The organism is Lysobacter tyrosinilyticus (assembly GCF_054779815.1).
Map to the genome: position 1 here is coordinate 858,595 of NZ_BAAGXN010000003.1, position 18,699 is coordinate 877,293.

The 18,699-nt window shown below is 64.0% G+C and carries 19 protein-coding genes; 10 read left to right on the forward strand and 9 right to left on the reverse strand.

Annotated features, from left to right (window positions below):
- Positions 1-18 precede the first annotated feature (18 nt).
- The 4 genes from ACYVGK_RS10540 to ACYVGK_RS10555 all read right to left on the reverse strand — a co-directional run bounded on the left by ACYVGK_RS10540 (position 19) and on the right by ACYVGK_RS10555 (position 5,263).
- Positions 19-576, reverse strand: a complete 558-nt coding sequence (locus ACYVGK_RS10540; RefSeq protein ID WP_460733396.1) for a hypothetical protein — start codon at positions 574-576, stop codon at positions 19-21.
- A gap of 104 nt (positions 577-680) precedes the next feature.
- Positions 681-1,349: a glutathione S-transferase family protein gene (locus ACYVGK_RS10545; protein ID WP_460733398.1), complete on the reverse strand. Its 669-nt coding sequence runs from the start codon at positions 1,347-1,349 to the stop codon at positions 681-683.
- Positions 1,350-1,621: 272 nt separating this feature from the next.
- Positions 1,622-4,390 (reverse strand): leucine--tRNA ligase, encoded by a 2,769-nt coding sequence (leuS, locus tag ACYVGK_RS10550; RefSeq protein WP_460733400.1) that lies wholly within the window; start codon positions 4,388-4,390, stop codon positions 1,622-1,624.
- Positions 4,391-4,648: 258 nt separating this feature from the next.
- Entirely contained in the window at positions 4,649-5,263 is a 615-nt protein-coding gene (locus tag ACYVGK_RS10555) for a heme NO-binding domain-containing protein (RefSeq protein WP_460733402.1), read from the reverse strand.
- A gap of 355 nt (positions 5,264-5,618) precedes the next feature.
- Here ACYVGK_RS10555 and ACYVGK_RS10560 point away from each other — a divergent pair, with 355 nt between their 5' ends.
- Together ACYVGK_RS10560 and ACYVGK_RS10565 are read left to right on the forward strand one after the other, a co-directional pair.
- A complete protein-coding gene (locus ACYVGK_RS10560) occupies positions 5,619-6,917 on the forward strand; it encodes a metal-dependent hydrolase family protein (RefSeq protein WP_460733404.1) in 1,299 nt (432 codons plus the stop codon).
- On the forward strand, positions 6,914-7,192 hold the full coding sequence (locus ACYVGK_RS10565) for a SemiSWEET family sugar transporter (RefSeq protein WP_460733405.1): 279 nt from the start codon (positions 6,914-6,916) through the stop codon (positions 7,190-7,192). The genes ACYVGK_RS10560 and ACYVGK_RS10565 overlap by 4 nt, the downstream gene beginning before the upstream one ends.
- A gap of 13 nt (positions 7,193-7,205) precedes the next feature.
- Here ACYVGK_RS10565 and ACYVGK_RS10570 read toward each other — a convergent pair whose 3' ends face one another.
- Genes ACYVGK_RS10570 through ACYVGK_RS10585 form a run of 4 tightly spaced genes read right to left on the reverse strand, consistent with a single transcriptional unit; the run spans position 7,206 to position 8,624 of the window.
- On the reverse strand, positions 7,206-7,796 hold the full coding sequence (locus ACYVGK_RS10570) for a DUF998 domain-containing protein (protein ID WP_460733407.1): 591 nt from the start codon (positions 7,794-7,796) through the stop codon (positions 7,206-7,208).
- A complete protein-coding gene (locus ACYVGK_RS10575; RefSeq protein WP_460733409.1) occupies positions 7,793-8,005 on the reverse strand; it encodes a helix-turn-helix transcriptional regulator in 213 nt (70 codons plus the stop codon). Before ACYVGK_RS10575 ends, ACYVGK_RS10570 begins: the two co-directional genes overlap by 4 nt.
- Positions 8,002-8,439, reverse strand: coding sequence for a hypothetical protein (locus ACYVGK_RS10580; RefSeq protein WP_460733411.1), 438 nt, complete (start codon positions 8,437-8,439; stop codon positions 8,002-8,004). The genes ACYVGK_RS10575 and ACYVGK_RS10580 overlap by 4 nt, the downstream gene beginning before the upstream one ends.
- Positions 8,436-8,624, reverse strand: a complete 189-nt coding sequence (locus ACYVGK_RS10585; RefSeq protein ID WP_460733413.1) for a hypothetical protein — start codon at positions 8,622-8,624, stop codon at positions 8,436-8,438. The genes ACYVGK_RS10580 and ACYVGK_RS10585 overlap by 4 nt, the downstream gene beginning before the upstream one ends.
- Before the next feature lie 149 nt (positions 8,625-8,773).
- On the opposite strand from ACYVGK_RS10585, the gene trxA reads away from it, so the two are divergent.
- The 6 genes from trxA to ACYVGK_RS10615 all read left to right on the forward strand — a co-directional run bounded on the left by trxA (position 8,774) and on the right by ACYVGK_RS10615 (position 16,201).
- The gene (gene trxA, locus ACYVGK_RS10590) at positions 8,774-9,649 is read left to right on the forward strand and encodes a thioredoxin (RefSeq protein WP_460733415.1); all 876 of its coding nucleotides are present in this window, start codon (positions 8,774-8,776) and stop codon (positions 9,647-9,649) included.
- 77 nt (positions 9,650-9,726) lie between these two features.
- Complete coding sequence (locus ACYVGK_RS10595; RefSeq protein WP_460733417.1) at positions 9,727-10,218, forward strand: DUF4442 domain-containing protein; 492 nt, start codon at positions 9,727-9,729, stop codon at positions 10,216-10,218.
- Positions 10,219-10,412: 194 nt separating this feature from the next.
- Entirely contained in the window at positions 10,413-12,416 is a 2,004-nt protein-coding gene (locus ACYVGK_RS10600) for a bifunctional serine/threonine-protein kinase/formylglycine-generating enzyme family protein (RefSeq protein WP_460733419.1), read from the forward strand.
- Positions 12,417-12,478: 62 nt separating this feature from the next.
- A complete protein-coding gene (locus ACYVGK_RS10605; protein ID WP_460733421.1) occupies positions 12,479-13,168 on the forward strand; it encodes a DUF502 domain-containing protein in 690 nt (229 codons plus the stop codon).
- A gap of 92 nt (positions 13,169-13,260) precedes the next feature.
- Positions 13,261-14,064: a queuosine precursor transporter gene (locus ACYVGK_RS10610; protein WP_460733423.1), complete on the forward strand. Its 804-nt coding sequence runs from the start codon at positions 13,261-13,263 to the stop codon at positions 14,062-14,064.
- Positions 14,065-14,383: 319 nt separating this feature from the next.
- Positions 14,384-16,201, forward strand: coding sequence for a DUF885 domain-containing protein (locus tag ACYVGK_RS10615; RefSeq protein WP_460733425.1), 1,818 nt, complete (start codon positions 14,384-14,386; stop codon positions 16,199-16,201).
- 129 nt (positions 16,202-16,330) lie between these two features.
- Here ACYVGK_RS10615 and ACYVGK_RS10620 read toward each other — a convergent pair whose 3' ends face one another.
- Complete coding sequence (locus ACYVGK_RS10620) at positions 16,331-17,284, reverse strand: integron integrase (protein WP_460733491.1); 954 nt, start codon at positions 17,282-17,284, stop codon at positions 16,331-16,333.
- Between the two features lie 244 nt (positions 17,285-17,528).
- On the opposite strand from ACYVGK_RS10620, the gene ACYVGK_RS10625 reads away from it, so the two are divergent.
- Together ACYVGK_RS10625 and ACYVGK_RS10630 are read left to right on the forward strand one after the other, a co-directional pair.
- Entirely contained in the window at positions 17,529-17,876 is a 348-nt protein-coding gene (locus tag ACYVGK_RS10625; RefSeq protein ID WP_460733427.1) for a hypothetical protein, read from the forward strand.
- Between the two features lie 363 nt (positions 17,877-18,239).
- Positions 18,240-18,638 carry a hypothetical protein gene (locus tag ACYVGK_RS10630; protein WP_460733429.1) on the forward strand — a complete coding sequence of 133 codons (399 nt, stop codon included), beginning with the start codon at positions 18,240-18,242 and terminating at the stop codon, positions 18,636-18,638.
- Positions 18,639-18,699: the final 61 nt, after the last annotated feature.

Here is an 18,699-nt window from a genome sequence, read left to right on the forward strand (position 1 = left end):
GCATGGACTACAGGCCGCTTACCTGCGCGGCTTGAGGATCGCGGCCATGCCCAGCCCGGCCAGCAGCCAGCCGCCCCACTGGTCCACCAGGTCGCTGATCAGGAAATCGGTGCTGAAGCCATACCAGGTCCATTGCGACACCGAAACCGACAGCCAGGCGACCACGCCGAAGGCGAAGATCGTGCCGACGCGCCCGCCATAACCGCGCACGCCGATACCCGCGACCGCCAATGCGGCCACCAGTGCGGCCAGGACATTGCTGAGGAACTCCATCGAGAGTTCCTTTTTCATGTCCATGCTCACGCCACCGGTGCGGATGACCAGCAGGCCGCTGTGTCCGTTCGCGACCTTGTCCGCGTAGGCCTGCTTGTCGGCCTCGCTTGCGGTCTTGTAGTTCAGGTGTGGAAGGGCGTAGACGCCGTTCTCGGTGATATTGGCGCGTACTGCATCGAGCATGGCGGCCTCGTTCGGGACCGGCTTCAACGCCTGTTCCGAGAACGGCAGCAGCATGTGCGCCACGAAGCCCCAGAAGAACAACAGCACACCACCGACGATGCCGGCAAGGATCACTCTCATCTGCCTGACTCCCCTTTTCTGGCCGAATGAAAACTGGTTCTGCATGTGACCGGCGACGGGCCGGCGCGAGCGATCATAGATCGGTGTTGCGCTGCGGAAGCCGGCTACCAATGCTCCCCGTGACCGGCAAACAGGGCCTGCGGCGTGGCGAAACCCGGCAACGCCGTCATGCGCTCGCGCCATTCGCGCACCCGCGGCCAGTGCAGGAGATCGATGTCGGCGGCTCCGGCCCAGCGCACGCCACCGCCCTGGCCATCGATGCCTTCGTCGAGGAAGAACAGGTAGCCGCAGCAGGCCACGTCGGCGATGGTGGGCAGATCTCCGGCCAGAAATGGCGACTGCGCGAACGCCTGCTCCATGCGGTCGAGATCATCGCGCGAGCGGCGGTCGTACCAGGCCAGCACTTCCGGGTGGTAATCACCCCAGCGCCGTCCGAAGCGGGAATGCGCCAAGTTGAGACTGATGCGATTGGCTTCCCACGATAGCCATTCGCGCACGCGCAGGCGTTGTGATTCGTTGCTGCCGTCCAGGCACTGCTCGCGGCGCGCCAGGTAATCGAGGATAGCGTTCGACTGGCACAGCACGTGACCATCGATCAGCAGCACCGGCACTTCACCGTGCGCGGCTACGTCGCGGAATTCCGGCGAGCGTTCCTCGCGCGGCTTCCAGATGGCGATGTGGCGTTGTTCGAAGTCGATGCCGAGCAGCGATAGCGCGAGGGCGACTTTGTAGCTGTAGCCGGAGTCGGCGTGGCAGTAGAGGACGGGGAGCATGCCGGATTGTCGCGGCAGTGCGGTTGGCGTTGCCAGGCCGGGATTGGCGACCGGAATCCACTCCCTCGCACCGCCTAGGTCCTCCCTCGCCCCGCTTGCCGGGAGAGGGACCGCGTCGCGCAGCGACGCAGGGTGAGGGGAAGTGGCGGCGCCAAGCGCATCGATCGCGCATGCATCACCACTCCGCTCGCCCCTCATCCGCCCTTCGGGCACCTTCTCCCCACTGCGTGGGGCGAAGGGCAAGCAGATGGAGGGACGTGACGGGAAGGAGATCAACCCACCACGATATTGACGATCTTCCCCGGCACCACGATCACCTTCTTCACCGTCTGTCCGGCAACGAACTGGGCGACGCCCGGCTCGGCCAGTGCGAGGCGTTCGGCGTCTTCCTTCGCGACATTCACCGGCACCTCGATAGTGCCGCGCAACTTGCCGTTGACCTGCACTGCCAGCGTGATGCTGTCGCGCGTCAACGCGGCCGGATCGGCGGACGGGAACGCCACATCCTCCAGCAGCGATTCGTTGTGACCCAACGCCTGCCACAGCGCGTGGCATACGTGCGGCGTGACCGGATTGAGCAGCAGCACCATTGCCTGCAGCGCCTCGTGGCGCACCGCGCGGCCCATGTCGCTCATGTCGTCAAACTTGCCGACATGATTGAGCAACTCCATCAACGCCGCGATCGCAGTGTTGAAGCTGTGGCGGCGACCGTAGTCGTCGCCGACCTTCTGGATGGTCTCGTGCAGCTGGCGACGCAGGGTCTTCTGCGCGGCATTGAGCTGCGATGCGTCGACCTCCGGATGATCCGGCTGCGACACGTGCGTCAGCACCTCGCGCCAGAAGCGGCGCAGGAAGCGCGCCATGCCTTCCACGCCGGCTTCGTTCCATTCCAGCGACTGTTCCGGCGGCGCCGCGAACATCGAAAACAGGCGCACCGTATCCGCGCCGAACTTGCCGACCATCAGCTGCGGATCGACGCCGTTGTTCTTCGACTTCGACATCTTCTCGGTGCCGCCGATATGCACCGGCTTGCCGTCGGCCTTGAGCTTCGCGCCGATGGCATGACCGCGAGCATCCTTCTCGACTTCGACATCGGCCGGATTGAACCAGTCCTTCGAACCGTCGGCCTTCTCGCGATAGAAGGTATCGGCGATCACCATGCCCTGGCAGAGCAGGTTGATCGCAGGCTCATCACTGGCGACCAGGCCCTGGTCGCGCAACAGCTTGTGATAGAAGCGGAAATACAGCAGATGCAGGATCGCGTGCTCGATGCCGCCGATGTACTGGTCGACCGGCGTCCAGTACTTGGCGCGTTCGTCGACCTGCTGGGTGGCGCCCGGCGAGGTGTAACGCGCGTAGTACCAGCTCGACTCCATGAAGGTGTCGAAGGTGTCGGTCTCGCGCTCGGCCGCGCCGCCGCACTGCGGGCAGCTGGTCTTGCGCCATTCCGGATCGGCCTTGATCGGCGAGGTCACGCCGCTGAAGGCCACGTCTTCCGGCAGCACCACCGGCAGTTGCTCTTCCGGCACCGGCACGTCGCCGCACTTGGCACACAGGATCACCGGGATCGGGCAGCCCCAGTAGCGCTGGCGGCTCACGCCCCAGTCGCGCAGGCGGTAGTTCACGCGGCGCTGGCCGCGGCTCTGCTGTTCGAAGCGGGCGGCCAGCGCGTCGAAGGCCTGCTGGTATTCCATGCCATCGAGCTCGCCGGAGTTCACCAGGTAGCCGCGCTCGGTATACGCGCCGGCCTCGGCAATGCGGCCTTCGAATTCCTGCACCACCTGCACGGCGGCGCCGGTGTCGTAGGCGTCGATCGCGCCGCCCTCGCCCAGCGCGCTGCGCATGGGGTCGTTGTGGCGGGCGACGTCACGGCCGATTTCCGTGAGCGCATCGCGCACGTCGGCCGGCACGATCACCATCTTGATCGGCAGCTGGTAGGCCTTGGCGAATTCCCAGTCGCGCTCGTCGTGCCCCGGAACGGCCATCACCGCACCGGTGCCGTAGTTCATCAGGACGAAGTTGGCGACGAATACCGGCACCTGTTCGCCGGTGATCGGATGGATCGCGCGCAGGCCGGTGTCGCGGCCGCGCTTCACCTGGGTTTCCAGTTCGGCTTCGGACACGCCGCCCTGGCGCAGATCGGCGATGAACGCGGCGAGGTCGGCATCGCTCGAAGCGGCGTGCTGCGCGAGCGGATGCTCGGCGGCAATCGACACGAAGGTCACGCCCATCAGCGTGTCCGGGCGCGTGGTGAACACGGTCAGCGGCTCAACCGCATTGCCGTTGCCGTCGACCACGTCGAAGCGGATCTCCAGGCCTTCGCTGCGGCCGATCCAGTTGCGCTGCATGGTCTTGACCGCATCCGGCCAGCCCGGGAGCGTGTCCAGACCGTCGAGCAGCTCCTGCGCGTAATCTGTGATCTTGAGGAACCATTGCGGGATCTCGCGCTTTTCCACCAGCGCACCGGTGCGCCAGCCGCGGCCGTCGATTACCTGCTCGTTGGCCAGCACCGTCTGGTCGACCGGGTCCCAGTTCACCACCGAATTCTTGCGGTAGGCCAGGCCCTGCTTCATCAGGCGCACGAACATGCGCTGCTCGTGCACGTAGTACGACGGCTGGCAGGTGGCGAACTCGCGCGACCAGTCGATCGCGTAGCCCATCTGCTGCAGCTGCGCCTTCATGTGCGCGATGTTGGCGTAGGTCCACTTGGCCGGCGCGGTGTTGTTCTTGATCGCGGCGTTTTCCGCCGGCAGGCCGAACGCGTCCCAGCCCATCGGCTGCAGCACGTTGTGGCCGGTCATGCGCTTGTAGCGGCTGATGACGTCGCCGATGGTGTAGTTGCGCACGTGCCCCATGTGCAACGCGCCCGACGGGTACGGCAGCATCGACAGGCAGTAGTACTTGGGCTTGCTCGAGCTCTCGTCGACTTCGAACGCCTTGCGATCGGTCCAGAAGCGCTGGGCGGACGCCTCGACGGCTTGCGGGTCGTAGGCCCGCGGGTCGATGGCGGCGGATTCGGTCTGGACGGCTTCGCTGGACACGGTAGACGGCGATGAGGCTGGGAAAGAACCTGAAAGCCTACCGCAGCGCACAAATACCCGCCAATCCGCGTGGGCCGGAAGTTGGGCGGAGCGACAAATGCGGCCATTTTTCAGGCGCGACTACAAACTTTCGGGCGAATTCGTACGGACAGGCCCCGCGAGCGGGGACTGTTTCGCAAGTCCGATGCGGTCAGCCAGGGCTGCCTCGGTCCGAATTGCGCCGGGAGAGTCCGGTTCGCCGGCGCTGGCCGATCGCCGCTATTCCCAAGTCACCAGCTCGGCCACTTCCACGGGTTGCGCCTTGCGCTCGAGCTTCGGCAACCCGTCTGGCACCGTCCGTACGAGGTCGAAGCGACAACACTCCGCCCCCGTGTGCATGCACTGGGTCTCGCGGATCTCGATCGCTTCGCCGAAGTGGTCCTTCAAGCCGCGCACGATGCCCTTGGCGACCATGCACAGCTTGCGCTCGGACTGATAGGTGAGCTCCATCCGATTGGCATCCACGCGATTGGCGACGAGTCGCGGCGGCAGGCGCTTGGGGTTGTAGCGATGGATCGCGTCGTGGATGCGCGCACTGGCGTTTTCCAGCACATCGAACGTGCGCCATTCCGGCCGCACGAACATGTCGTAGTAGGTAATGAGCTTCGGACCGGTGTAATGGCCAAAGTCCTCGAGCACTGCGGGCAACGGCACCTTGAGCATGCGCGCCGCCGTAGTGGCGAGATTGACGATCTCCTCGTCCGGATACTGGGCCACCGGGAAGTAGACCTTGTAGCCGATGCCCGCTTCGTTGAGCAGTGCATCCCAGGTATCGCGGCCGCCGTGACGCTCGATCACGTAGCTGCGCAGAAAATCGAAGATGACTCCGTACATGGCTCGCCCCCTGCAAGCATTGAAACGGTTGAACTCCGGAACTGCTCCATTTCCAACCGTCATGCTGCAGCTACCGCTTCCAGGCGGTTGGGGATCCACAGTAAGACGCAGCGCGCAGAATCCACTGCGTCGCAAATCACATTTACCGGATCTGTCAGCGCAGCCGAAAGTCATGCCGCAGGACCGCATGACTGCCGCCCGCTGGCACGAGAGGTCCTGACGGCGCCGTGATCAGAGGTGCCGTGATCAGAGGTGCTGGGATCAGAGGTGCTGGGATCAGAGGTGCTGTGATTAGAGGTGCTGTGATTAGAGGTGCTGTGTTTAGAATCGGCCCTTCGTCATCCGGACCTTGCCCATGAACCGTCTTGCCGTTGCCGTGCTGATCGCGCTGGCCACTCCGCTGCAGGCGCAAGCCGCCAACCCGGTCGCACTGCATTGCGGCAAGTTGTTCGATTCGCGCAGCGGGCGCGTGCTCGAGGATCGCACCGTGGTCGTGCGCGACGGCAGGATCGCCGAAGTGCTCCAGGGGCATGCCGACGTACCGGGCATGGCGGCCGTGGATCTTTCGGGCCACACCTGCACGCCGGGCTGGACCGACCTGCACGTACACATGGCCTCGCAGAGCAGCCCGAAGTCCTACGAAGAGGAATTCCGCCTCGACCCGACCGACTTCGCCTTCCGCTCCGTGGGCTTTGCGAAGAAGACCCTGCTCGCCGGCTTCACCAGCGTGCGCGATCTCGGCGGTGAAGTCGCGCCGCACCTACGCGACGCGATCAACCAGGGCCTGATCGACGGCCCGCGCATCTGGGCCGCGGGCAAGGCCATCGGTACCACCGGTGGCCACGCCGATCCCACCAACGGCTACAACGCGGAACTCTCGCACCTGATCGGCCCGCCGGGCCCGACCGAGGGCGTGGTCAATTCCGTCGACGACGCACGCCAGGCCGTCCGCCAGCGCTACAAGGAAGGCAGCGACGTCATCAAGATCACCGCGACCGGTGGCGTGCTGTCCTATGCGAAGTCGGCCGACGCGCCGCAGTTCACCGTCGAAGAGGTCAAGGCGATTGTGGATACAGCCAAGGACTACGGCTATCGCGTCGCCGCGCATGCACACGGCGTCGAGGGCATGAAGCGCGCAGTGCTCGGCGGGGTGACGTCGATCGAACATGGCACCTACATGAACGATGAAGTGATGGCGCTGATGAAGCAGAAGGGCACGTGGTACGTGCCCACCATCTATGCCGGCCGCTTCGTCGCCGACAAAGCCAAGACCCCCGGCTACTTCCCCGAGATCATCCGACCCAAGGCCGAGCGCGTGGGCGCGTTGATCCAGCAGACCGCCGGCAAGGCTTACCGCAATGGCGTGAAGATCGGCTTCGGCACCGACATGGGCGTCGGCCCGCACGGCGACAACGCGCGCGAATTCCTCTACATGGTCGAAGCCGGGATGCCGGCTTCCTTCGTCCTGCAGGCCGCGACGATCAACGCCGCACAGGTGCTCGGCGTGGACGACCAGGGCGTGATCGAAACCGGCAAGCGCGCCGACATCGTCGCCGTGCCGGGAAATCCCGTCGAGGACATCAATACCGTGCTCAACGTCGACTTCGTGATGAAGGACGGCACCATCTACAAGCAGCCGGGCAAGACGCCATGAACGGCGAATGGATCGGTTACATCGCCGCGACGTTGACTACGCTTTCGTTCGTACCGCAGGCGGTCAAGACAATCCGCAGCCGCGACACCCGCGGCATTTCACTGGGCATGTACGTGCTGTTCACCGTGGGCGTGGCGTTCTGGCTCGTCTACGGAATCAGCCTGCGATCCGGGCCGATGATCGCGTCCAACATCGTCACCACGCTGCTGGCGGCGACGGTGCTGATGATGAAGATCCGCTACGGGGATCGGGCTCCGCCGTCCTCGGAGCCGTGATGAGACGGCGGCCCTACGATCGCGATGATCGCCGGGCCACCAGCACCAGCCATACCAGCCAGACCGCCAGCGCCGCGCGTTGAGCCAGTCCGGCGCCGATCCATGCCGCGCCAAACAGGGCCAGGACCGGAACCAGTAACGCCGCCAATGCGCTGGCCCATGCGATTCCGCGCCAAGCGTTCGCGCGTGCCAGGCCCAGCGCGAGCGCTGCGCTCCCGGCGCCGAAGCCAAGCACCCACAACATCCACGCCGCCGCATGCCGCTGGCTGGCCCGCGCTTCGAGGTCGTTGGGATCGAGTGGGAGCAGGCCCTGCGCCGCAAAGGCGCATGCAGAGAGCAGCACCATCCAGGCCCCGATACGCGCCACGAATGGCACCCCGTGCGACAACTGCTGTCGCAGGGCGTACGCGATGGCGATCGCGAGCACCCCGGGCAGCACGAAGGCGAGGACGTTGAACCACAGCGCATCGGGTACGCCGCGCGCACCTAGCAGCGCGAGCGGATGCTGCAGGTGCGAGTACGCGTCGAACCTGCCACCGAAGAAGACCGCGGCCAGCGCGCACGAAACCAGCGCGCCCCATCCCGCCCAGCGCGGCATCTTCATTCCTCCCATCGGAATACCTCGCCGATACCGACACCGAACGTGCGCGCGATGCGAAACGCCAGCTCCAGCGACGGCGCGTACTTTCCCGCTTCCAGCGCAATGATCGTCTGCCGGGTCACGCCGCAAGCCTGCGCCAGCGCCTCCTGCGTCATCTCGCTATGCTCGAAGCGCAGCCGGCGGATGTCGTTGCGAATGGGCGTTCCGCTCATACGCGATCGCGCACGTAACAGACGACGCGGATCGCCGATTCCAGCATCCAGGCCACACCGACCAGCCAGACCAGCGAAGTACTGATCCATGCGTCCGGCATGGCCCGTGCGCGCGGTGCCCAGTCGCCGACTTCGAGCATCGCGGCCAGCGTCACGATAGCCAGTGACAGCACGATCAAGGCATTGAATCTGGCGAACGCGGCGATCTGGCGGTCGCGCTCGTCTTCCAGCGTGCCTTCGCTACGACGACGGATCCACTGCGTGCCGACCACGAGCGCGAAGAACAACACCATGCAGGTCCGCCTCAAAGGCTTCCAGCCCGGCTGGGCGATCTCCCATGCCCAGGCCTCGGCAAACAGCACCCACCCGAGCATGAACACCCAGAGGGCCAGCAATGAAAACCGCAGCCAGGCGACGTATTCCTGCTTGTTCATCGGACGCCCTCCGACATCGCGGTCCAGCGACGCAAGCCGATGAAGGCCACCAGCATCCCAGCCGCCCCGATGGCCACGGTCAGCAGCACTCGTGAGTCCAGCTGCGAGTTGCGCAATCCGACTACGGAAAGCGTCAGCAGCCCCGTCCCCGCTAGCAACAGCGCCGCCCGCACGATCTTGTCCATGGCCCCTCCAATGTAATTACCAGCGAACTAAATGTAATATTTAAGTTACATCACTGCTCGGCAATGTCAAATCTAATTTACATTGCCTTGGTTTCCAGCCGCACTGGCACAAGCTCCGCCCCATTCGACACCACCGGAAAGCCCGTTCCATGGCCAGCGACGCCCCTGCCAAGCCCCATGTCTTCGACGCCACCTCGGCCAACTTCGAGGCCAAGGTCCTGCAAAAGTCGCAGGACACCCCCGTGCTGGTCGACTTCTGGGCCGAATGGTGCGGACCGTGCAAGCAACTGGGGCCGATCCTGGAAAAGCTGGCAGGCGAGTACAACGGCGCGTTCGAGCTCGCGAAGATCGATGTCGACAAGGAACAGGAACTGGGCGCCGCTTTCCAGGTGCGCTCCATCCCCACTGTATTTCTGGTGAAGGACGGTCAGCTGGTCGATGGTTTCCCCGGCGCGCTGCCGGAGGGCCAGCTGCGCGAATTCCTCAAGCATCACGGGATCGAACCCGCGGCCCCGGCCGAACAGGAAGTGCCCGAGGCCGAAGTAACAGCGCTCGATCCGCACGCCGAAGTGGTCCGCCTGCGCGGCGAAGTCGCCGCCTCGCCCGACGACGACAATCTCAAGCTCGACCTCGCCCTCGCGCTGCTCAAGACAGGTGCGGCCCACGAGGCCGAACAGCTCCTCGATGCCCTGCCCGCCAATCTCGCCCACGACGATCGGGCGATCGGCGCGCGCTCGCGACTGGGCTTCGCCGCCCTGCTCGACAATGCGCCGCCAGCCGAAGTGCTGGAAGCCGCCATCGCCAGCAATCCCGACGACCTGCGTGCACGCCACCTGTTGGGCGTGCAGCGGATCGTCGCCGGCGATTCCCAGGCCGGGCTGGACCAGTTCATCGAAATGCTCCGCCGCGACCGCAATTACGAGGACGGATTGCCGCGCAAGGCCTTGATCGACGCCTTCCGCGTCGTGGAAGACGAGGACCTGGTCGGCACGTATCGGCGTCGGATGTCGTCGCTGCTGTTCTGAGGCATCGTGAGGCCGCAGCCTTGACTATACGGCCGCGTATGGCGAAGCTGCGCCCGCCCTCCCCCCCGGCGCACCCCATGAAGCTACGTCTTTCGCCCGGCACCCTGCGCCGCGTCCTCAATCTCTGGCCACCGTTCCTGTTCAGCGGCATTCATGTCGCCAGGATCGCCGACGATTGGCGCAGTGCCCGGGTCGAACTGCGCTCCCGCCCATGGAACCGCAACTACGTCGGTGTCCATTTCGGCGGCAATCTGTTCGCGATGACCGATCCGTTCTGGATGCTGCTCACCCTGCACGCGCTGGGCGACGACTACATCGTCTGGGACCAGGCGGGCGCAATTGAATTCCTCAAGCCGGGCCGCGGCACGGTGCATGCCGATTTCCGGCTCGACGAAACAGTGCTTGCGCAGCTGCGCGCGGCCACGGCGGGTGGATCGAAGCACTTGCACTGGTTCGAAACCCACGTCCTGGACGAAGGCGGCGACGTCGTCGCGCGCGTGCGAAAGCAGCTTTACATCCGTCGTAAGCGGGACCGCGCGCCTTCCGAGAACCTGCGCGACGCCGCCTGAGCATCTTCCACACGGCGGTGACAGCCGCTGCCTCAGGATCCATGCCTCGACGCGACCGCGCGCGGGGGCGCTGAGGCGCAATTCGTTGATGTCGATCACACTCCTCCCGGCATTTTCCACGCGCCATACCGTGCCGTCCGGGCCGTGCATCGCGGTCACAAGGTATGCTTGGCGTGCCACAGGGGGCGCGGAACATGGCTGAAGAGCCAAGACACGACGACGGAACGCCGTTGCCGGAAATCTCCGGCTATCGATTGCTGAGAATGATCAACCACGGGGGCATGTCCACCGTGTACTTGGCGCGTCAGCATTCGCTGGGGCGCGATGTCGCCATCAAGGTGATGTCGCCGCAGGCGCTGTCCGACGAGACGAGCCGCCGCCGCTTCGAAAACGAAGTCCGCACGATCGCAAGGCTCGAGCACCCGCACGTGGTGCGCATCCACGAAGTCGGCCGCACGATCGACGGCCTGCCCTACTACGCGATGCCCTATATGGCACGCGGACACCTGGGCCAACGCGATTACAGCAAGAGCGAGCGCCGCGTCGTCGAGATCGCCAACACGCTCTTGTCGGTGCTGGGCTACGCACACGCCCGCAACATCGTGCATCGCGACGTCAAAGCCGAGAACGTGCTGTTCGATGACGCCGACCGCCCTCTGCTGGCCGATTTCGGCATCGCCCTGCGCAAGGACTGGGGCGGTGCACGCATGACCGCGACCGGCCTGGCCGTCGGCAGCACCGCCTACATGGCGCCGGAACAGGCTCGCGGCGAAGTCGTCGATGGCCGCGCCGATCTCTATGCGCTGGCCGTGCTGATCTGGGAAATGCTCACCGGCAAGCTGCCGTTCGAAGCGCAGGACGCGTTGTCGATGGCGGTGATGCACGCACAGGATCCCGTGCCGAAGCTGCCGGCACATCTGGCGCACTGGCAAGGCTTCATGAATCGCGCCCTGGCCAAGCAGCCGGCGCAACGCTTCGAAGATGCCGCGCAGATGCGCGCCGCCATTGAATCGGTGACCCAGCGCAGCATGATGCCGGCGCTACGCGACCGCATGAGCCGAATGGCGCCGCTGCAGCATTACGCCAAGCCGATCTGGGCCGTGGGCGCGCTGCTGGCATTCATCGGCGTCGGCGTGCTCGGCGCCGAGTACCTGTCGCGGCATCGCGCGGAAGATCCGTCGACCGACACGGACGCCGCGGCCACGGTGGCAGCCCACAACGAAGTCACCGCGGCGATGCTCAAGCCGCTGCCGGAATCGCCGGCGCGCGGCGCCATCGACATGGCTCGCAAGCGCATCGCGGCGGGCCAGCTGACCTCGCCGATCGACGCCAACGCCTACAGCAGCGTGCTGGAGGCGTGGAATGCCGACAGCACCAACGCGGAAGTGATCGGAGTCGTAGCGGAACTGACCGATGCCTTCGCCGATGCCATCGCCACGCAGCTGCGCGATGGCAACGATGCGCGCGCCAGGGAGATTTACGCGATGGCGCAGGCGCTGGGGCAGCAGACCGGCACGGTCGCCTCGCCAGCCTACGCGCGCATGCGTGCTAAGACCGAAGCAGCGGTGAAGGCGCGTTTCGAAACCGCCGCGTTGCACTTCGATCGTGAGCAGGCCCAGCGTGCCGCGCAGCTCGTCGCCGATTTCGGGTTGCCGGCAAAGCTCGGCGCCGACTTCAGCAATCGCGCCACGAACATGCCGCGCATCGGCAGCGTGCTGCCCGAAGGCGGCGTCCTCAAGGCCACCACGGCCGGTGCAGTGGCGGTCAGCCTTTCGCCGGTCACGCGCGCCGACTACGCGCGTTTCGTACATGCCACCAGGCGCACACCGGCCCTTTGCCGCGAACGTGTCTCCCTGTTGCGGGTGCTCGCGCCGCGCGACTGGAAAACACCGGGCTTCATCCAGAACGAAGCCGAAGCGGTTGTCTGCGTGTCGCTGCAGGACGCCGAAGCCTACGCCGGCTGGTACAGCCAGCAGACCGGACAGCGCTGGCGTCTGCCGACGGCGGACGAAGCAAAGGAATCCGCGGCGCATGCAGGAAAGCGTGCCGTGTCGCTGTGGTCGCGCGATTGTGCCGCCGGCTGCGTATACCGCGTCGCCAGCGGCAAGTCCTGGCGTACCTCCAGCGCACGCCGCCCGCTGCTGGCCAACCGCGGTTATGACGATGTGGGCTTCCGACTGGTGCGCGACCTCCAGTAGCGCGTCCACCGGAAGCGCCGGCCGACCAACGTCGCCGGCCACGCCAGCACTACAATGTGCGCATGACCTCCCCCGCCAGTTCCCCCCGGCCCACTTCGCGGCCCAGCTTCCAACGACTCTTCCTCACCGGCCTGCTCACCCTGCTGCCGATCTGGCTGACCTGGGTGGTGGTGAAGTTCGTCTTCGTCATGCTGTCCGACATCAGCCGACCCGTGATCGGGCCGCTGTTGCAGAACCTCGCCGCGATCTCGCCGCAGGCGCTGGGCTGGGTCGCCGATCCCTGGGTACAGACCGCGTTGGCGCTGGTCGCGACTCTGGCGGTCATCCTGTTCTCGGGCGTGATGGCCCGCATCGTGATCGGCCAGCGCCTGCTGCGCTGGTTCGAAGCATTGATCCGCCGCATCCCGTTGGCCAGCACCATCTACGGCAGCGCCCGCCAGCTGCTCGACATCCTGCAGACCAAGCCGGACGGCACGCAGCGCGTGGTGCTGATCGACTTTCCGCATACGGAGATGAAATCAATCGGCTTCGTCACCAGGGTGATGCGCGAACACGGTACCGGCCGCGAACTCGCCGCGGTTTACGTGCCAACTACCCCCAATCCCACGGGCGGCTACCTGGAAATCGTGCCGGTGGAAAAGATCACCCCGACCGACTGGAGCGTCGACCAGGCGATGAGCTTCATCATCTCGGGTGGCGCGGTATCGCCGGATACGATCCCGTTTTCGCCGCCGCGCCGCGATAACGTGTAATCGCCGGAACGAATGATGCCGCTGCAGCGGCTGATAGCGGCGAATAGTCGCTTTCGAAGCGATCCAGAATTCACATCAGAGGGACGCCATCCGTGAACGACGCCATCACCCCCGCGCTATCCCTCTCGCCCTCCCGCCTCCTCGACGACCGCGCCCTGCGCCTGTTCGTCATCCTCGCCGGCTTCTTCTGCGTGAACGCAGTGCTCGCCGAATTCATCGGCGTAAAGATCTTTGCGCTCGAGGACACGCTCGGCGTCGCACCGTTGCAATGGAACCTGTTCGGCCAGAGCGGATCGCTGAGCTTCACTGCGGGCACGCTGCTGTGGCCGGTGGTGTTCCTGATGACCGACGTAGTCAACGAGTTCTACGGACGCCGCGGCGTGCGCCTGATTTCCTGGATGGCCGCGCTGCTGATCGCCTACGGTTTCATCTTCGCATTCGCCGCGATTTCGCTCGCTCCGGCAGGCTGGTGGGTGAAAGCCGCAGAGGCCCAGGGTGTGGCGGATTATCAGGCCGCATTCGCCGCGGTATTCGGCCAAGGACTGTGGACGATCGCCGGCTCGCTGGTCGCGTTCATGCTCGGCCAGTTGATCGACGTCGCCGTCTTCCACCGCATCCGCGATGTCACCGGCGAAAAGCACGTCTGGTTGCGCGCCACCGGCTCGACGGCGGTTTCGCAGCTGGTCGACAGCTTCGTCGTGCTGTACATCGCCTTCGTACTCGGCCCGCAGCACTGGCCGACGTCGCTGTTCCTCGCGGTGAGCACCGTGAACTATTGCTACAAGATGCTGGCGGCGGTCGCGATGATTCCGTTGTTGTATGTGATGCGGCGCGTGATCACGGGGTATCTGGGTGACCGCAGGGCGGAGCAGTTGCGGATTGAAGCGGCGGAGTAAGGCGGCGCGGCGCGCGGGACGCTCGCTGCACGATCAAACAGCCTATTTCCGACTATCTCCACGCGCGGCGGCGCGCTCGACTATTTCGTAGGCGAGTGTTACGGCGGCGCGCCTATTGCCAACTATCTCCACGCGCGGCGGCGCGTGGTCTCGGGTGTCTCAAAAGCCAATAGCCGATTTTTCTCACGCGCGCCGGCGCGTTCGACATCCGATATGCGAGTCATATCGCGGCGGCCCATGACTTCCGACGGGGGGCGCCGCCATCCCATCTGGGCGATGCTTGCGGCTCCTTCAATCCCGCAGTCGACCTGGAGTTGTCATGATTCTGCGCCCTCTCATCCTCTCCGCCGCCCTGCTGACCGTACTGGCAGGCTGCGCGAGCACGCCCACCGCATCCACACCTTCGGTGGCCGCCGCGCCGCAAGCCGCAACGCAGGACAAGGCCGCGCGCCTTGAAGCCTTGTACGCGCAGTACTGGGAAGAAAACCTAAAGCTCAACCCGCTCCAGGCGACATTCCAGGGCGATGCGCGCTACAACGACCAGCTGCCGGATTTCCTTTCCGCCGACTATCGCCAGCAATCGCACGACTTCACGGCACGTTGGCTCAAGGCCGTACAAGACATCGGTCCCGAAGGACTCGACGGCCAGGCGCTGATCAGCTACGAAATTTTCGTACGCAACTCCGAACTGTCGCTGGAGTCCGAGCAGTTCCCGAGCTGGTTGCTGCCGTTCGACCAGTTCAACAACATCGCCGGCTTCGCCGCACAGCTGGGCTCCGGCACCAGTGCGCAGCCGTTCGTCACGGTGAAGGATTACGACAACTGGCTGGCCCGTGGCGCACAGTTCCCGGTCCTGTTCGACACCGCCATCGTCAACATGCGTGAAGGCATGAAGACCGGCGTGGTGCAGCCCAAGGCGCTGATGGTCAAGGTGCTGCCGCAGTTCGACGCACTGATCAAGGACAAGCCGGAAGACACGCTCTTCTGGGGCCCGATCACCAACATGCCGAAGGACTTCTCCGCGGCCGACCGCGAGCGCCTGACGGCTGCCTATCGAAAGATGATCGGCGAACAGATCATGCCGGCCTACCGCAAGGTGCGCGCCTTCATCGCCGACGAATACATGGCGAAGACCCGGACCAGCCCCGGCATGGACGGATTGCCCAACGGCAAGGCCTGGTATGCGTACAACGCCCGCATCTCCACCACGACCGACAAGTCGCCGGAGGAAATCCACCAGATCGGCTTGAGCGAAGTAGCGCGCATCCACGGCGAGATCCGCCAAGTGATGCAGCAAGTGGGCTTCAAGGGTTCGCTGCAGGACTTCTTCAAGTTCATGCAGAACGACAAGCGCTTCAACTTCAAGAGCGAGGACGCGCTGCTCGCGCACTACCGCGCCCTGGAAGCGAAGATCAACCAGAAGATCCCCGAACAGTTCTCGCTGATTCCCAAGTCGCCGTTCGAGATCCGTCCGGTCGAAGCGTTCCGCGCCCAGTCCATGGCCGGCGGCCAGTACTACCCGCCGAGCGAGGACGGCTCGCGCCCGGGCATCTTCTACGTCAACACCTACGACCTGCCGACCCGCAAGACCTGGGACGCCGAAGATCTCTATCTGCATGAAGCCATCCCCGGCCACCACTTCCAGATCGCGCTGCAGCAGGAACTGACCAACCTTCCCGCCTTCCGCCGCTTCGGTGGCGAAACCGCCTTCGCTGAAGGCTGGGGACTGTATGCCGAATCGCTGGGCAAGGACCTGGGCGTCTACACCGACCCGTACGACTACTTCGGCTACTTGCAGAACGAACTGTGGCGCGCAATCCGTCTGGTCGTAGACACCGGCCTGCACAGCAAGGGCTGGACGCGCGAACAGGTGATCGCGTACATGCTCGCGAACTCGGCCGAATCCAAGACCCAGTCGACCGCCGAAGCCGAGCGCTACATGGCCATCCCGGGCCAGGCGCTGGCGTACAAGATCGGCGAACTGAAGATCCAGGAACTGCGCGATCGCGCAGAAAAGGAACTGGGCGACCGCTTCGACGTGCGCGAGTTCCACGCCGAAGTGCTGAAGGACGGCGCGGTGCCGTTGTCGGTGCTCGAGGCGAAGATCGATCGCTGGATTGCGGCGAAGAAGGGCTAAGCCGACTGAGAGCTTCGGCAACTTGCCTTATGAAATGGCCGGCGATATGCCGGCCATTTCATTTTGGCCGCCCAGCACGTGTTCGGGTTGGTTACTCGCATCCAACCTCGGCTGTGATGAGCACACGGTTCATGCCTCCCGATCCAGCGGGCTGAGTACCCCGCCCGCGCCACGATTGAGCACATGCGTGTAGATCTGTGTCGTCGCCACGTCCTTGTGCCCCAACAATTCCTGCACCGTCCGGATGTCGTAGCCGGCTTCGATCATGTGGGTGGCGAATGAGTGCCGGAGGGTGTGCGCGGATACGGGCTTGACTATACCGGCACGCTTGCAGGCGGCCTTCAACGAACGGGATAGCGCGCCGTCATCAAAATGATGACGACGCATCTTCCCGTCGCGGGGATCCATCGAACGCTTTGGCGACGGAAAAACATACTGCCATCCGAACTCGCGCCCGGCATTCAGGTACTTGCGCTGCAATCCAAAAGGAAGATGTACCTCGCCGAAGCCGACTTGCAGATCGACAGCGTGCAAGGCTCGCGTTCGATCGAGCTCCCGCTGCAAAGGCTCCACCAGAGACTTGGGCAATACGGTGCGCCTATCCTTGGCGCCCTTTCCGTCGCGGACAGTGATTTCTCCTCGCGCGAAATCCACGTCCTTTACCCGAAGTCGCAAGCACTCCATGAGCCGCAGACCCGTTCCATACAGCAAGCTGGCGAGCAGCCACGCCCGGCCATCCAGCTGCGCTAGCAGCCCTTGAACCTCGGTCCGGGACAGCACCGTGGGCAATCGTCGAGGCTGTTTCGCTCGGACCACATCCTCCATCCAAGGCAGGTCGACACCGAGCACATCCTTGTAGAGGAACAACAAAGCAGAAAGCGCCTGATTCTGAGTGCTGGCTGCCACACGGCCATCAATAGCCAATGATGTGAGAAACCGTTCTACTTCCGCCCCTCCCAAGTGGCGAGGATGACGCCTTTCATTCGAAAGAATGAATCTACGAATCCAACCCAGATACGCCGTTTCAGTCCGCCTGCTGTAATGCTTCAGCCGAATGACTTCACGCACCTGCTCGAACAGCATTGGCTGCCGCCCACCATCCACTCCCGGCTCTTCAATCCGACAGTCCATCGGCTCAATCAGCAACTCATAAAACATATCGCCTCTCTTTTTCCCCTACACGTCGATCTTGACTCGCGAGCAGCGGTCTTCAGATAAGGTAAAGCGTTGATCGGGGGTAGGTTTTTTCCTTGACGCTCTTTCAGAGGCCCCTGAATATCCCGTCCATATCCCCGCTTTTGGGGTCTACTAGGCGTTAGGCCCCTCAATGAACCTTGACGAGTTGGAGCAGCAGATTCGAGCCATATCCGCCGACCCGGCGGTGCATGGCGTGGCGAGTCAGCTCGCTGCCTGGAAAGACAGTTCGGCTACGGCTAACGAGCTTGCCATAGCTATGGAGCGCTACCTCGGCAATGTCTGGATTGGCTCCGACCAAGATCATGACCGGGTTTATTCGCTCTGGTCAGCCTTCCGGAAAGAATCGATAGAGACCATCCGTGGCATGACAATGAATGAGAGGCTCTATTCGTTTGGCTTGCTTGATCGGTTCTATGCTCTGCAAGGTGATAGTGATAGGCAGGCCTTGTACGCCAAGCTTCACGCGGGCGGGGCCTAACAATTCATTCAAGCCGAAGCCGCTTCGCGGCTCGGCTTAATTCAGGCGTTAGGCCGTATTCGGGCTGATCAAACGAGCCCTTGCCTACAGCGCCACTTCGGCGATATCACGGTCAACTTCCCGCAAAGGCCGCGGCGACTCTCCGGCTTCGGCACGCACTCCACGCCAGAGCAGTGTCGGCCCACGTCGCCGAGCAACGGCAACTGCCTAGTACCCTCGCCCCTCTCGTCATCTGCCGGCTCATCGCTAGCTCTGTCGGCGCTACGCAGCCTTCAGCACAGCATGGCTCTTCGGGTAAAGTCCGGCATTCCAGGCGGGGCGACGTGATCCACCTCGCGTCATCCGGCCTAACAATTCATTCAAGTGGAAGCCGCTTCGCGGCTCCACTTAATTCAGGCGTTAGGCCTCTTGATGAGCTACATCACTGCTGAAGAACTAGAACTTCTGAGCTTCTTTGAGGTTGAGCCAGAGAGGGCGGACCCGGATCGCCCTTGGCCGTTCAATGACTTCTCTTACCGTGTGACGCTTGATTCGTATCTCGTCGAGTTCGGCATCTACCCCGCACACAGAGACTTGTCGTTTTCTATCAGCCACAACGGAGCCATGCTCTACAATTTCGTAGCGCTCTCGGTCAATGACGTCCGCTATCACAAAGACTCAGATGTGGAGACACTGGAGATTGTGGTATCGAGTCGTGAGAGCGTTTGGCTCAGACTTCGCCCCTCACTATTGGTCACCCAGAATGTTGCGGCAGAGGCCTAACAATTCATTCAAGCCGAAGCCGCTTCGCGGCTCGGCTTAATTCAGGCGTTAGGCGCACGTG